Source organism: Streptomyces sp. M92 (assembly GCF_028473745.1).
Taxonomy (GTDB): domain Bacteria; phylum Actinomycetota; class Actinomycetes; order Streptomycetales; family Streptomycetaceae; genus Streptomyces.
On sequence record NZ_CP101137.1, the window covers coordinates 3,089,456 to 3,103,867 of the forward strand.

Genomic DNA, 14,412 nt, shown 5'->3' on the forward strand with positions numbered 1-14,412 from the left:
TTTTGCTCAGGCTTGGATCCGGCTTGGTGCGATTATGCCCTTACCGGTCCCAACGCACGGCAAACAACGCGAAGGTCAGCACGGCGAACGACGGGAACGTCAGTCGCCTTCCTTCCGTTCCCGGGTGGAGAGCAGCCGGCGCAGCGAGTACAGCCGCGCCGGGTCGGCGTGCCCCTCGGCGACCCACGCGTCCAGAGCGCAGTCGGGCTCGTCGTGGCTGCACGCGCGCGGGCAGCCCTCGGTGCCGGGCACCAGGTCGGGGAAGGCGTTGATCACTCGGGACGGGTCGATGTGCGCGAGCCCGAACGACCGTACGCCCGGGGTGTCCACGGCCCAGCCGCCCGCCGCGGAGGACAGGGGGAGGGCGAGGGCCGAGGTCGTCGTGTGCCGACCGCGGCCCGTCACCGCGTTGACGTGGCCCGTCACGCGACGGCGGTCCTCGGGCACCAGCGTGTTCACGAGGGTCGTCTTGCCGACGCCGGAGTGGCCGACGAAGGCCGTGATCCTGCCGTCCAGGTGTTCGCGTACGAGGTCGGCCGCCGCGCCGTTCTCCAGCTCCTCGCGGCTGGTGACGACGTACGGGATGTCCAACGCGCCGTACAGCTCCAACAGTTCGTCGGGCGGGGCGAGGTCCGACTTGGTCATCACGAGCAGCGGGGTGAGGCCGCCGTCGAACGCCGCGACCAGGCAGCGGTCGATGAGGCGGGGGCGCGGCTCCGGGTCGGCGAGGGCCGTGACGATGGCGAGCTGGTCGGCGTTGGCGACGACGACGCGCTCGTACGGGTCGTCGTCGTCCGCCGTGCGGCGCAGGACGGAGGTGCGTTCCTCGATGCGGACGATGCGCGCGAGGGTGTCCTTCTTGCCGGTGAGGTCGCCGACCAGCGCCACCCGGTCGCCGACGACCGCCGCCTTGCGGCCCAGTTCGCGGGCCTTCATCGCCATGACCACCCGGTCCTCGACGAGGCAGGTCAGCCGGCCGCGGTCCACGGTGAGGACCAGGCCCTCGGCGGCGTCCTCGTGCTTGGGGCGGATGTGGGTGCGCGGACGGTTGCCCTTGCGGTTGGGGCGGGAGCGGATGTCGTCCTCGTCGGTGTGCTTGCCGTAGCGGCGCATGGCGATCCGTCCCTACGCCCCGAGCATCCCGGTCCACAGGTCGGGGAATTCGGGCAGCGTCTTGGCCGTCGTCGCCACGTTCTCGATCTCCACGCCCTCGACCGCGAGGCCGATGATCGCGCCCGCGGTGGCCATGCGGTGGTCCTCGTAGGTGTGGAAGACCCCGCCGTGCAGGCGGCGCGGGCGGATGTGCAGGCCGTCGGCGGTCTCGGTGACGTCACCGCCCAGCTCGTTGATCTCCTTGGTGAGCGCGGCCAGGCGGTCCGTCTCGTGCAGCCGCAGGTGCGCCACCCCGCGCAGGGTGGAGGGCGAGTCCGCGAGGGCGGCGACGGCCGCGATGCCCGGGGTCAGCTCGCCGACCTCACTCAGGTCGACGTCGATGCCGTGTACCGCGCCCGAACCGGTGAATACGAGACCGTAGTCCGTCAGTTCGCAGGAACCGCCCATCTCGGTGAAGATCTCGCGGAGCCGGTCGCCGGGCTGGGTGGTGCGGGACGGCCAGTCCGGGATCACGACCCGGCCGCCGGTCACCAGCGCCGCCGCCAGGAACGGCTGCGCGTTGGACAGGTCCGGCTCGATCGTCAGGTCCCGGCCGAGCAGCGCGCCCGGCGTGACCCGCCAGACGTCCGGCTCGCCGCCGGACTCCGGGGTGTCGACCTGGGCGCCGACCGCGCGCAGCATGTCGACGGTCATGCGGATGTGCGGCATGGACGGCAGGGCCGAGCCGGTGTGGCGGACCTCGACGCCCTGGTTGAAGCGCGGGCCGGACAGCAGCAGGGCGCTGACGAACTGCGAGGACGACGAGGCGTCGATCTCGACCGGGCCGCCCTCCAGGGCGCCGCCGCCGTGGACGGTCATCGGGAGCGCGCCGCGCGCGTCGTCGTCGATGCGGGCGCCCAGGGCGCGCAGGGCGTCGATCACGCCGTGCAGGGGACGCTCGTACGAACGCGGGTCGCCGTCGAAGCGGACGGCGCCGTCGGCGAGCGTGGCGACCGGAGGAAGGAAGCGCATGACCGTGCCGGCGTTGCCCACGTCGACCGTGGCCGGGCCGCGCAGGCCCGCCGGGATGACCCGCCAGAACTCGCCGGTGCCGTCCGGACCGACGCCCTCCTCGATCTCGACGCCCATCACGCGCAGCGCCTCGGCCATCAGCACGGTGTCGCGGGAGCGCAGCGGGCGGCGCAGCCAGCCGGGCTCGGAGGCGAGGGCGGCCAGCACCAGGGCACGGTTGGTGACCGATTTGGACCCCGGCACGTGGACGGTCGCGTCGACGGCTCCGCTCGCGTGCGGGGCGGGCCAGAGGGCGGTGTGCGCGGGGTTCACGGTCATGGGCCCCACTTTAATGGCTGAACGCGGCCGGAGATCTTGATCAAAAGCGTCGAAACCGGACCGAAATCGCGACAGTGCACTTGCCGTGCATATATGCGCCGACGACTGCGCCCGCGAGAGGGCGCCCCAGGCGTCACAGCTCCAGCAGCCAGCGCCCCCCGCCGATCAGCGAGCACAGCGACACCGCGTGGAACAGGAGGAACCACACCCCCGCCGGCGCGTGCGTCAGCCGCGCCAGCTGGTCGGCGTCCGAGTCACCGGCCCCGCCCCGCGCCCGCTTGGCCTGCAGCTCGAACGCCGGCCGCACCCCGCCCAGCAGCAGGAACCACACCACCGCGTAGGCGAACGCCGCCTGCACCTGCGGACCCGCCAGCCACGACACCAGGACGAACGTGCCGCCGGTCAGCACCACCGTCAGCACCCCGTACGCGTTGCGGACCATCACCAGCAGCGCGACGAGTAGCGCCGTCGCCAGCCACAGCAGCAGCGTGATGCGCCCCGCCGCCAGCAGCGCGGCCCCGCCGAGACCCAGCAGCGGGGGAGCGGTGTAGCCGGCCACCGCGGTGAGGATCATCCCGATCCCGTGCGGCTTGCCGCGGCTGACGGTGAGGCCGCTGGTGTCCGAGTGCAGCGTGATGCCGGTCAGCGTGCGCCCGGTCAGCAGCGCGACCAGCCCGTGGCCGCCCTCGTGGGCGATGGTGACGGCGTTGCGCGCTATCCGCCACAGCCCGTGCGGCACGACGACCACGAGCGCGGCGACCAGGGTGGCGATCACCACCCACAGGTCGGGATCGGGCTGGGTGCCGGAGACCTCGTCCCAGAGGGAGGCGAGCGAGGCCGTTGCGAGGTGGTCCATTTCGGGCGGGGGCTCCTCGTGAGAACGCGGGGTCTGGCAGTGTGGCACGTATGTGCGGACGGTATGCGGCGAGTCGTCGACCCGAGGATCTCGCGGGAATCTTCGAGATCGAGAAGTGGGAGCCCGAGGAGACCTTGGAGCCCGACTACAACGTGGCCCCCACCAAGGAGGTCCACGCCGTCCTGGACCGTCCCCTGAAAGACGTCGAGGACCCGAGGCCGGTTCGCCAGCTTCGGAAGCTGAAGTGGGGCCTGGTCCCGTCCTGGTCCAAGACGCCCGAGGGCGGCGCCCGGATGATCAACGCCCGCGCGGAGACCGTCCACGAGAAGCCCTCCTTCCGGCGCGCCTTCAGCACCCGGCGCTGCATCCTGCCCGCCGACGGCTACTACGAGTGGGTCACCGGCAGGCAGGAGCGCGACCTGGAGGTGGAGGGCCGCAAGAAGCGCGCGCGCAAGCAGCCCTACTTCGTGACCCCGGCCGACGGGACGGTCTTCGCGATGGCCGGTCTGTACGAGTTCTGGCGGGACAGGACCCTGCCCGACGACCACCCCCAGGCCTGGTGGGTGACCTGCTCGGTGATCACCACGGAGGCGGAGACCACGCCGCTCGCCGTCGCCCCCGCCGACGGTCCGCACGCCCTCGCCGACATCCACCCCCGGATGCCGCTGATGCTCACGCCGGACCGCTGGGACGACTGGCTCGACCCGGCGCGCACCGACCCCGACGAGCTGACCTCCCTCCTCACGCCCCCGCCGGCCGGCCTCATGCGGGCGTTCCCCGTCTCGACGGCCGTGAGCAACGTCCGCAACAACGGGCCGGAGCTGCTGAAGGAGCTGGAGGGCCCCGAAGAGGGCACACTCTTCTGACGTGACCAGCGAGAACACCGAGACGACCACCGAGAACGTCGACACCGACGCCGGCCCCGCCCGCATCACCTGGCACCGGGCGCCCAAGCCCCGGCTCGTCCTCGCCGCGAGCCACGGCGCGGGCGGCGGCATCGAGGCGCGCGACCTGCGGGCACTGGCGGCCGCGCTGCCCGCGCACGGCGTGACCGTCGCCCTCGTCGAGCAGCCCTGGCGGGTGGCGGGGAAGAAGCTGGCGCCCGCGCCCAGGACCCTGGACACCGGCTGGCGCGGGATCTGGCCCGCGCTCCAGGCGCCCGGCCTGCCGGTGATCGCCGGCGGCCGCAGCGCCGGCGCCCGCGTCGCCTGCCGCACCGCCGCCGAACTGGGCGCCCACGCCGTACTCGCCCTCAGCTTCCCGCTGCACCCGCCGGGCAAGCCCGAGAAGTCCCGCGCGGACGAACTGCTCGGCGCGGGTGCCCCCACCCTCGTCGTACAGGGCGGCAACGATCCCTTCGGCAGAGCGGAGGAATTCCCCGGGGCACCCGAGGGGACCTACGACCTGATCGAGATCCCGTACGGCGACCACGGCTTCGCCGTGCCCAAGCGGGCGGAGATCACGCAGGAGCGGGCCCTGGAACTGATCACCGAGGGTGTCGCGAAGTGGGTCGGCTCACTCGGGTGAACACCCGGGAATGACCGGCGGGCGCCCGCTGTTGTGGCGGACATACGTTGCTGAGAATCAGCACCGACGCCGTAGGAGAGGAAGTCCGCCGCATGGGTTCGACCTTCTGCCCGAGTCGTAGCAGCCGATCCGACCTGGACTGGACGGTGCTGCACGCGGCGAAGACCGCCCCTATTCGGGCGGCGGGCGGACCGGATCGTCGTCTATCCTCCGATTCGAGTGGGGCCGGTCTCGGTCTCGCGACATCTTTGGAGGAGGTGGGTCCGGTCACTGGGACCGACGCAGGGACCGAACACGGCCAGGCGGAGCAGCCCGAGGGCCGGGGAACGAGCGCGGAGTCGACCGCGGAGCGCAGCGCGCGCTTCGAGCGGGACGCGCTCGAGTTCCTCGACCAGATGTACTCGGCCGCGCTGCGCATGACACGTAATCCGGCCGACGCCGAGGACCTGGTGCAGGAGACCTACGCCAAGGCGTACGCGTCCTTCCACCAGTTCCGCGAGGGAACCAACCTCAAGGCGTGGCTGTACCGCATCCTCACCAACACCTTCATCAACTCGTACCGCAAGAAGCAGCGCGAACCCCAGCGCAGCGCGGCCGAGGAGATCGAGGACTGGCAGCTCGCGCGCGCCGAGTCGCACATGTCGACGGGTCTGCGCTCCGCGGAGTCGCAGGCGCTCGACCACCTGCCCGACTCCGACGTCAAGGAAGCCCTCCAGGCCATCCCCGAGGAGTTCCGTATCGCCGTCTACCTGGCGGACGTCGAGGGGTTTGCCTACAAGGAGATCGCCGACATCATGGGGACACCCATCGGTACGGTGATGTCCCGGCTGCACCGTGGACGCCGTCAGCTGCGCGGCATGCTGGAGGACTACGCCCGCGACCGCGGTCTGGTCCCGGCCGGCGCCGGCAAGTCGAACGAAGCGAAAGGCTCGGGGTCATGAGCTGCGGAGAGCCGCACGAAACGGATTGCAGCGAAATCCTCGATCATCTCTACGAGTTCCTCGACAAGGAGATGCCGGACTCGGACTGCGTGAAGTTCGAGCACCACTTCGAGGAGTGCTCGCCCTGCCTGGAGAAGTACGGGCTGGAGCAGGCCGTGAAGAAGCTGGTCAAGCGGTGCTGCGGACAGGACGACGTGCCGGGTGACCTGCGTTCCAAGGTCATGGGCCGGATCGACCTGATCCGCTCCGGGCAGTCGGTGCCCGAGCACGACGTGACGGCCGCGCCGCCGGCTCCGCAGGAGTCCTGAGCCGTCACCCGTACGTGCTAATCCGCGGGTTATCTGCCCGCGCCCTCCCGCCACCGCCCTAGGCTCCGGAGCCTGACTGGCACGGCCGGGGGAGGGGCTGCTCATGGACGCGGTACCGGTGCGGGCGCGTGTGTACGTCGCCGGTGTCGTTCTCGCCGCGCTGGTCAGCCTGCATCCGCTGCCCCGGACCCACACGCCGTGGTGGGCCGTGCTCCTGCTCGCCGGGCTGTACGCGGGCTCGGAGCTGGTCGCCCGGTCCCGTTTCGTCGGAACCTGCTACCCCGTGCTGCTCGCCGGGGCGTTCCTGCTGCCGCCGCCGGCCGCCGCGCTCGTGGCACTGCCCGGGGCGCTGCTGTCCCCGGTGGCGCAGCGGCCCTTCGTGCTCCGGCGGATCTGGCGGGCCGCGCAGCTGACGCTCGCCGTCTGGGCCGCCGCCCGGGTGCACTGGGAGTACGGCGGCCGGGACGCGGTCGTCGCCCCCGACTTCCCCTACGCGCTCGTCCCGGCCGGCGCCGCGGTACTGGCGTTCTGCCTGGTGCTGACCGTCCTGGACGGCGGCATCCTGCTCCTGGCCGACCGGGTGCCCGCGCGGCGGGCCTGGCGAGGGCTGTTCTCCCGTTCGCTCGGGCCGATCGCCGTGCACGGGCTCGCCGGGCTCATGATGGCCGTCCTGTGGCGCAGCCCCTACGGCCCCGTCGCCGCGCTGCTCGTGCTGCTGCCGATGTGCGTGGCGTGGTGGGCGTTCGCCCAGTACCACCGGGAACGGGCCGCGCACCAGGCGACCATCCGCGCCCTCGTGCAGGCCGTCGACATCAAGGACGGCTACACGCGCGGGCACAGCGAGCGCGTCGGCCAGGCCTCGATGATGATCGCCCGCGAGCTGGGCATGGACGACGACCGCGTCGAGACGCTCCGCTTCGCCGGCATCCTGCACGACGTGGGCAAGCTCGGGGTGCCCACCCGGCTGCTGCGCAAGGACGGGCCGCTGACGCCCGAGGAGCGCCGCGTGATCGAACTGCACCCCGAGTACGGGCACGAGATGGTGCGCGGCATCCGCTTCCTGGGGGAGGCCAGGGCCGCCGTCCTCCACCACCACGAACGGCTGGACGGCAGCGGCTACCCCTACGGACTGGCCGGCGACCGCATCCCCGAGTCGGCCCGGGTGGTGGCCGTCGCCGACGCCTTCGACGCGATGACGTCCACGCGTTCCTACAGCAGGGCCCGGCCCGTCACGGTGGCCGTGGCGGAGCTCCAGCGGTGCGCCGGGGCACAGTTCGACCCGCGCATGGTGGGGGCGCTGGTCCGGGCCCTGGGCCGGCACGGCTGGCGTCCGGCGGTGACGTCCGACGGCGGGCCGCCGCCCCCTGCAGGGGTGCCCGCGGGCCGGACCGGTGAGGCACGGGACGGCGTGGGCAAGGGGGCGTCGTGACGCCGGACCGACGGCGGTGTCCGGCGCCGCTCCTCCTGATACCCGCCGGCGCGGGGCTCCTCGCGCTCGGCTGCCTCGCCACCGTGCTCTGGTCGGGGCTCGCGCAGCGGCCCGTCGCCCTCGCCTTCGCCGCCCTGGTCGCCCTCGGCGAACTCACCCGGCGCACCGGTGCCGACACCCGGGAGACCGCGCCCCTGGCGGCCGCCGGTGCGCTGGCGTACGCGCTGCTCGGGCACGTCGCCGGGACGCCCGCCGACCACGGCGTCGCCCAGACCGTCACGGTCGTGCTCGCCGCCTCGCTGCTCGGCAGCGTGCCGCACATCGCGCGCGGCGGCGGGCCCGTCCTCGACCACCTGGCGCGGCGCGTGCTCACCGCCGCCTTCGCCGCCGTGTGCTTCCAGCCGCTGTCCACCCAGGGCGTCTCCCGCGACTGGGGCGGCCCCGCCCAGGCGCTGCTGCTGATCGCGCTGCTCGTCCTGACCGCGCTGTGCGACGCCCTGCTCGCCGCGGCACCCGCGCACGCCCGCACCGGCTGGCCCTTCGGCCCGCTGCTGCGCGAGGAGCTGCGCGGCATGCTCGGCATCACCTCCGCGGTGTGCGCCACGGGCGCGGTGATGGCGCTGGCGGTGGCCGTCGCGGGACTGTGGGCGCTGCCCGTCTTCAGCGTGCCGCTGCTGCTCACCCAGCTGTCCTACCGGCGCTACGCGGCCGTCCGCGCCACCTACCGGCAGACCATCGCCTCCCTGGCCCGGGCGACCGAGATCGCCGGGTACACCCCGGCCGGGCACGCCCGCCGCGTCGCCGAGCTCAGCAGCGCCGTGGGACGGGAACTGGGGCTGTCCGGCACCGGGCTGACCGTCCTCGAGTACGCGGCCCTCATGCACGACATCGGCCAGCTGAGCCTGGTCGACCCGGTCCCGGCGGGAGCCACCGCAGCCCTGCCCGTGACCGAGCAGCGGCGGATCGCGCTGCTCGGCGGGGCCGTCGTCCGCCAGACCGGCGTCGACGCGGCGGTCGCGGTGGTGGTGGAGCGGCAGGCCGACCCGTGCCGGGAGCAGCCGGTCGCCGCACGCATCGTGCGGGCCGTCAACGCCTACGAGGAGAAGGTACGGGGCGCGGGTCCCGGCGGCGGTCTCGCGGCGCTGGAGGAGCTGCGGCTGGCCCCCGCGGACGACTACGCTCCCGACGTCGTGGAGGCACTGGCCCGAGTGCTGTCACGAGGCAGCCTTAGCGTGCCCGCGGCTGGGTAACCCATGGGTAATGAGCGACCTCGTGGCCGTACGTGGTTGGATGCGAAGGACAAGGTGTCCGGGGGCGCGGAAAGGCACAGCCAGCCCACTGAACGGAACTGGCAGGCGGGAATCGTGAGGATCTTCGGCAAGGGACGGCACCGGCCCTCCGCCTCCTGGCGGCAGGCCACCGACCGCGCGTTCACGCTGATCGGCGACGGTCGCTACGAGGACGCGGGCGCTCTGCTGACGCGCGCCGCCGACCTGGAACCGTGGCTGTCGGAGTCGTGGTTCAACCTCGCGCTGCTGCACAAGTTCCGGCACGACTGGGAGCAGGCGAGAGCGGCGGGCCTGCGGGCCGTGGCGCTGCTCGACCGGGACACCGGTGCGCCCGACTGGTGGAACGTCGGCATCGCCGCGACCGCCCTCCAGGACTGGCCGCTGGCCCGCCGCGCCTGGCAGGCCTACGGACTGCGCACCCCGGGGGCCGCCACCGATGCCGGGGAGCCGCTCGGCATGGACCTCGGCAGCGCGGCCGTACGGCTGTCCCCGGAAGGGGAGGCCGAGGTCGTGTGGGGGCGGCGGCTGGACCCCGCCCGGATGGAGGTGCTGTCCATCCCGCTGCCGTCCTCCGGGCGCCGCTGGGGCGAGGTCGTCCTCCACGACGGCGTGCCGCACGGGGAGCGGACCACCACCGCCGGACACTCCTTCCCCGTCTTCGACGAGATCGAGCTGTGGGCGCCCTCGCCCGTGCCCACCTGGGTGGTCCTCCTGGAGGCCGCCACCGAGTCCGACCGGGACGCCCTGGAGCAGCTCGCCGCCGACGCCGGGTTCGCCGCCGAGGACTGGTCGTCGTCCGTGCGGCTGCTGTGCCGGATGTGCTCGGAGTCCCGGATGCCCTCCGACGAGGGCGACGGCGAGCACCTCGACCCGCACGACCACAGCGAGCCCGGTCATCCGGGGCCGCTCGGCCACCGCACCGACGGGCAGCTGTGGGTGCCGGAGCGGGAGTGCGGGGTGGCCGCGCCGGCGGGACTGGTGAAGGGGTTGCTGGACGGATGGGTGGCCGACAGTCCGGATTCGCGTGACTGGCGGGACCTGGAAGAGGTCTGCTGAGCGGCCCCGTAGTCTTTACCAGGAGGCTCCAGCAGCAGTCACCATCAGCAGTCACGTCAGCACCACCCCTTGGTTGTACGAGGAAGGCATACGTCGGTCATGGCCCAGCAGGACACCGATCAGCAGCACGCGGGCGTGCTCCCCGTCGACGACGAGGGGTTCGTCGTCGACACCGAGGACTGCGAGGAGCGCGAGACCGCGTGGCGTGAGCGCGGCACCTCCCGGCCGATCACGGTGGTCGGCAACCCGGTGCTGCACAAGGAGTGCGCGGACGTCACCGACTTCGGCGAGGAGTTCCAGCAGCTGGTCGCGGACATGTTCGCCAGCCAGCGCACCGCCGAGGGCGTGGGCCTGGCCGCCAACCAGATCGGTGTGTCGAAGAAGGTCTTCGTCTACGACTGCCCCGACGACCAGGGCGTGCGCCACGTCGGCGTGGTCTGCAACCCGAAGCTCGTGGAGCTGCCCGCCGACCGGCGCAGCCTGGACGACAGCAACGAGGGCTGCCTGTCCGTGCCGACCGCCTACGCGCCGCTCGCCCGCCCCGACTACGCCGAGGTGACCGGGCAGGACGAGAAGGGCAACCCGGTCCGGGTGCGCGGCACCGGCTACTTCGCACGGTGTTTGCAGCACGAGACGGACCACCTGTACGGGTACCTCTACATCGATCGGCTCTCGAAGCGCGAACGCAAGGACGCGCTGCGGCAGATGGCCGAGAACGAGCCGCGCTACCCCGTGGTCGCGAACGACTGACGGCACGTCACCCGCCTCACGCCTCACACGAGTTCGGCGCCCGCCCGGGTCACCTCCCGGGCGGGCGCCGTTCGTTTGCCTGAAGCCACCACACAACAGGAGAATTCCGGCACGCTGGGGTAGTGAATGAAGCAAATCCGTTCCCAGAACGGTCAGTTGTGGTGCTGAATGGGAAGTGCGGGGATACGCAACGGCGCACGCCCCGCTCGGTGCGGGGGGTGCGCCACCGGCGGCTGAGAGGGGTTTGTCCGTGCACGCTTTCTCACAGGGCTCCACAGCGACACCGACCGCGATCGCGGTACCGTCATCGCTCCGCCTTCCGGTGATCGAGGCGGCATTTCCCCGGCAACTGCACCCGTATTGGCCGAAGCTCCAGGAGAAGACACGCACCTGGATGCTGGAAAAACGGCTCATGCCGGCGGACAAGGTCGCGGAATATGCCGATGGCCTGTGCTACACCGACCTCATGGCGGGGTACTACCTGGGCGCCCCCGACGAGGTCATGCAGGCGATAGCGGACTACAGCGCCTGGTTCTTCGTCTGGGACGACCGGCACGACCGGGACGTCGTCCACGGCCGGCCCGCCGCGTGGCGGCGGCTGCGGGACCGGCTGCACACGGCACTCGACTCACCCGCGGACCACCTGCACCACGAGGACACGCTGGTGGCCGGGTTCGCCGACAGTGTGCGGCGGCTGCACTCCTTCCTGCCGGCGCCGGCGACCTGGAACGCCCGGTTCGCCCGGCACTTCCACGCGGTGATCGACGCGTACGACCGCGAATTCCACAACCGCACGCACGGAATCGTGCCCGGCGTCGAGGAGTACCTCGAACTGCGCCGGCTCACGTTCGCCCACTGGATCTGGACCGACCTGCTGGAGCCGAGCGCGGGGTGCGAACTGCCGGACGCCGTTCGAAAGCATCCGGCATATCGCCGGGCGGCCCTGCTGAGCCAGGAATTCGCCGCCTGGTACAACGACCTCTGCTCACTGCCCAAGGAAATAGCGGGCGACGAGGTACACAATCTCGGGATCAGTCTCATCACTCATCACTCGCTGACCCTCGAAGAAGCCATCGGGGAAGTCAGACGACGCGTCGAGGAATGTATTACCGAATTCCTCGTGGTGGAACAGGACGCGTTGCGGTTCGCGGACTCGCTCGCCGACGGAACCGTGCGCGGAAAGGAACTCAGCGGCGCCGTACGGGCCTGCGTCGGCAATATGCGGAACTGGTTCAGTTCCGTCTACTGGTTCCACCACGAGTCGGGCCGGTACATGGTCGACAGCTGGGACGACCGGTCCACGCCCCCCTACGTCAACAACGAAGCGGCAGGTGAGGAGAAATGACCGTCGAGTCCGTCAACCCCGAGACCCGGACCGATCCGACCGGTCCGACCGAACCGAACGATCCGACCGGCCCGGCACCGGAGCTGCGCGAGCCGCCCGTCGCGGGCGGCGGCGTCCCGCTCCTCGGCCACGGCTGGCGGCTGGCCCGCGACCCGTTGGCCTTCATGTCCCAGCTGCGCGACCACGGCGACATCGTGCGCATCAAGCTGGGCCCCAAGACCGTCTACGCGGTCACCACTCCGGACCTCACCGGCGCCCTGGCCCTGAGCCCGGACTACCACATAGCCGGCCCCCTGTGGGAGTCGCTGGAGGGCCTGCTCGGCAAGGAAGGCGTGGCCACCGCCAACGGCACGCTCCACCGGCGCCAGCGGCGCACCATCCAGCCGGCGTTCCGGCTCGACGCCATCCCCGCCTACGGGCCGATCATGGAGGAGGAGGCGCACGCGCTCGCCGAGCGCTGGCGGCCGGGGCGGACCGTCGACGCCACCTCCGAGTCCTTCCGCGTCGCCGTGCGGGTCGCCGCCCGCTGCCTGTTGCGCGGCCAGTACATGGACGAGCGGGCCGAGCGGCTGTGCACCGCCCTCGCCACCGTCTTCCGCGGCATGTACCGGCGGATGGTGGTCCCGCTGGGGCCGCTGTACCGGCTGCCGCTTCCGGCCAACCGGGCCTTCAACGACGCGTTGGCCGATCTGCACCGCCTGGTCGACGAGATCGTCGCCGAGCGCCGCGCATCCGGTCAAAAGCCGGACGATTTGCTGACGGCATTGCTGGAGGCGAAGGACGACAATGGCGACCCGATCGGGGAACAGGAGATCCACGACCAAGTGGTCGCGATACTCACCCCCGGCAGTGAAACCATCGCCTCCACGATCATGTGGTTGCTGCAGGCACTTGCCGACCACCCGGAACATGCCGACCGCATACGCGACGAAGTCGAGGCGGTCACCGGCGGGCGTCCCGTGGCATTCGAGGACGTCCGCAAGCTCACGCACACCGGCAATGTCATCATCGAGGCCATGCGTTTGCGGCCCGCCGTATGGGTATTGACGCGCCGCGCGGTCGTCGAGAGTGAACTCGGTGGGTATCGCATTCCGGCCGGGGCGGACATCATCTACAGTCCGTACGCAATCCAGCGCGACCCGAAGTCGTACGCCGACAACCTGGAGTTCGACCCGGACCGGTGGCTGCCGGAACGCGCGGGGAACGTCCCGAAATACGCCATGAAGCCGTTCAGCGCGGGCAAGCGCAAGTGCCCCAGTGACCACTTCTCCATGGCGCAGCTGACCCTGATCACGGCGGCGCTCGCCACCAAGTACCGCTTCGAGCAGGTAGCCGGCTCGAACGACGCGGTCCGCGTCGGCATCACGCTCCGGCCGCACGACCTGCTGGTCAGGCCCGTGGCACGGTGACGCGGCACGGCGGCGACCCTCAGGCCGCTCCGGCCGCCTCCGGTCCCCGGAAGGTGCGCCGGTAGGCGTGCGGGGTGGTTCCCAGGGCCCTGACGAACTGGTGCCTGAGGGCCGCCGCCGTACCGAAGCCGGTGCGCCAGGCGATCGCGTCCATCGTCTCGTCCGTCGCCTCCAGCAGCCGCTGGGCCAGCAGCACGCGCTGGCGCAGTATCCAGCGGTAGGGAGTCGTACCCGTCTCCTGCTGGAAGCGGCGGGCGAAGGTGCGCGGGGACATGTGCGCCCGCGCCGCGAGCTGGTCGACGGTGACCTCCTCGTCGAGGTGCTGCTCCATCCAGGCCAGCACCTCGCCCACGGTGTCGCAGGAGGAGCGGGGCAGCGGCCGCTCGATGTACTGCGTCTGGCCGCCGTCCCGGTGCGGCGGTACGACCATGCGCCGGGCGATCCGGTTGGCGACCTCCGGCCCCTGCTCCTTGCGCACGATGTGCAGACAGGCGTCGATGCCGGCGGCGGTGCCCGCGCTGGTGATCACCGGGTCCTCGTCCACATAGAGCACGTCGGGCGAGACGGCCACCGTCGGGTACTGCCGGGCCAGCTCGGCCGCGTGGTGCCAGTGCACCGCGCACCGCCGCCCGTCCAGCAGCCCGGCGGCGCCCAGCACGAACACCCCGGAGCACACGCTGAGCACCCGCGCGCCCCGGTCCACCGCCCGCCGCAGGGCGGCCAGCAGCTCGGGCGGGTACTCCCGGCGGGCGTAGTCGCTGCCCGCCGGCACGGCGATCAGGTCGGCCTCCTCCAGCCGGTCCAGCCCGTACGGCGTGGAGACGGTGAGCCCGCCGACGTGCGTGCTCAGCGCCGGGCCCTCGGCCGACACCACCGCGAAGTCGTACCCGGGCAGGCCCTCGTCGCTCCGGTCGATGCCGAAGACCTCGCAGACGACGCCGAGTTCGAAGGGGTGCACGCCGTCCAGCAGCACGGCGGCCACGTTCTGCAGCATGCCGCCAGTGTGCCTCGGAAGTGGCAGGAAATCGAGGCCCTACGGCAGTCCTGCCACTCCCGGTAA

Annotated in this window: 14 protein-coding genes; 10 read left to right on the forward strand and 4 right to left on the reverse strand. The window is 71.9% G+C overall.

Features of this window, described 5'->3' with window-relative positions; translation table 11 throughout:
- Positions 1-99: 99 nt before the first annotated feature.
- The 3 genes from rsgA to M6G08_RS14200 form a co-directional block, all read right to left on the reverse strand.
- Positions 100-1,113 carry a ribosome small subunit-dependent GTPase A gene (gene rsgA, locus M6G08_RS14190; protein ID WP_272587523.1) on the reverse strand — a complete coding sequence of 338 codons (1,014 nt, stop codon included), beginning with the start codon at positions 1,111-1,113 and terminating at the stop codon, positions 100-102.
- Between the two features lie 12 nt (positions 1,114-1,125).
- On the reverse strand, positions 1,126-2,442 hold the full coding sequence (gene aroA / locus M6G08_RS14195) for a 3-phosphoshikimate 1-carboxyvinyltransferase (protein WP_272587524.1): 1,317 nt from the start codon (positions 2,440-2,442) through the stop codon (positions 1,126-1,128).
- 133 nt (positions 2,443-2,575) lie between these two features.
- Positions 2,576-3,298 (reverse strand): M50 family metallopeptidase, encoded by a 723-nt coding sequence (locus M6G08_RS14200; protein ID WP_272587525.1) that lies wholly within the window; start codon positions 3,296-3,298, stop codon positions 2,576-2,578.
- Positions 3,299-3,348: 50 nt separating this feature from the next.
- On the opposite strand from M6G08_RS14200, the gene M6G08_RS14205 reads away from it, so the two are divergent.
- From M6G08_RS14205 to M6G08_RS14250, 10 genes are all read left to right on the forward strand, one after another.
- Entirely contained in the window at positions 3,349-4,164 is an 816-nt protein-coding gene (locus tag M6G08_RS14205; protein WP_272587526.1) for an SOS response-associated peptidase, read from the forward strand.
- Between the two features lies 1 nt (position 4,165).
- Positions 4,166-4,825: an alpha/beta hydrolase family protein gene (locus M6G08_RS14210; protein WP_272587527.1), complete on the forward strand. Its 660-nt coding sequence runs from the start codon at positions 4,166-4,168 to the stop codon at positions 4,823-4,825.
- Positions 4,826-5,082: 257 nt separating this feature from the next.
- On the forward strand, positions 5,083-5,766 hold the full coding sequence (gene sigR / locus M6G08_RS14215; protein WP_272587528.1) for an RNA polymerase sigma factor SigR: 684 nt from the start codon (positions 5,083-5,085) through the stop codon (positions 5,764-5,766).
- On the forward strand, positions 5,763-6,074 hold the full coding sequence (gene rsrA, locus M6G08_RS14220) for a mycothiol system anti-sigma-R factor (RefSeq protein WP_053136860.1): 312 nt from the start codon (positions 5,763-5,765) through the stop codon (positions 6,072-6,074). The genes sigR and rsrA overlap by 4 nt, the downstream gene beginning before the upstream one ends.
- A gap of 103 nt (positions 6,075-6,177) precedes the next feature.
- Entirely contained in the window at positions 6,178-7,503 is a 1,326-nt protein-coding gene (locus M6G08_RS14225) for an HD-GYP domain-containing protein (RefSeq protein WP_272587529.1), read from the forward strand.
- The gene (locus M6G08_RS14230; protein ID WP_272587530.1) at positions 7,500-8,753 is read left to right on the forward strand and encodes an HD-GYP domain-containing protein; all 1,254 of its coding nucleotides are present in this window, start codon (positions 7,500-7,502) and stop codon (positions 8,751-8,753) included. Before M6G08_RS14225 ends, M6G08_RS14230 begins: the two co-directional genes overlap by 4 nt.
- Positions 8,754-8,867: 114 nt before the next feature.
- Positions 8,868-9,848: a tetratricopeptide repeat protein gene (locus tag M6G08_RS14235; protein WP_073724331.1), complete on the forward strand. Its 981-nt coding sequence runs from the start codon at positions 8,868-8,870 to the stop codon at positions 9,846-9,848.
- A gap of 99 nt (positions 9,849-9,947) precedes the next feature.
- Positions 9,948-10,598 (forward strand): peptide deformylase, encoded by a 651-nt coding sequence (def, locus tag M6G08_RS14240; RefSeq protein ID WP_272587531.1) that lies wholly within the window; start codon positions 9,948-9,950, stop codon positions 10,596-10,598.
- A gap of 250 nt (positions 10,599-10,848) precedes the next feature.
- Positions 10,849-11,943, forward strand: coding sequence for an epi-isozizaene synthase (gene cyc1, locus M6G08_RS14245; protein ID WP_272587532.1), 1,095 nt, complete (start codon positions 10,849-10,851; stop codon positions 11,941-11,943).
- Complete coding sequence (locus M6G08_RS14250; RefSeq protein WP_272587533.1) at positions 11,940-13,352, forward strand: bifunctional albaflavenone monooxygenase/terpene synthase; 1,413 nt, start codon at positions 11,940-11,942, stop codon at positions 13,350-13,352. The genes cyc1 and M6G08_RS14250 overlap by 4 nt, the downstream gene beginning before the upstream one ends.
- A gap of 19 nt (positions 13,353-13,371) precedes the next feature.
- Here the strand turns inward: M6G08_RS14250 and M6G08_RS14255 are convergent, their stop codons facing one another.
- Complete coding sequence (locus tag M6G08_RS14255) at positions 13,372-14,346, reverse strand: GlxA family transcriptional regulator (RefSeq protein WP_272587534.1); 975 nt, start codon at positions 14,344-14,346, stop codon at positions 13,372-13,374.
- Positions 14,347-14,412: the final 66 nt, after the last annotated feature.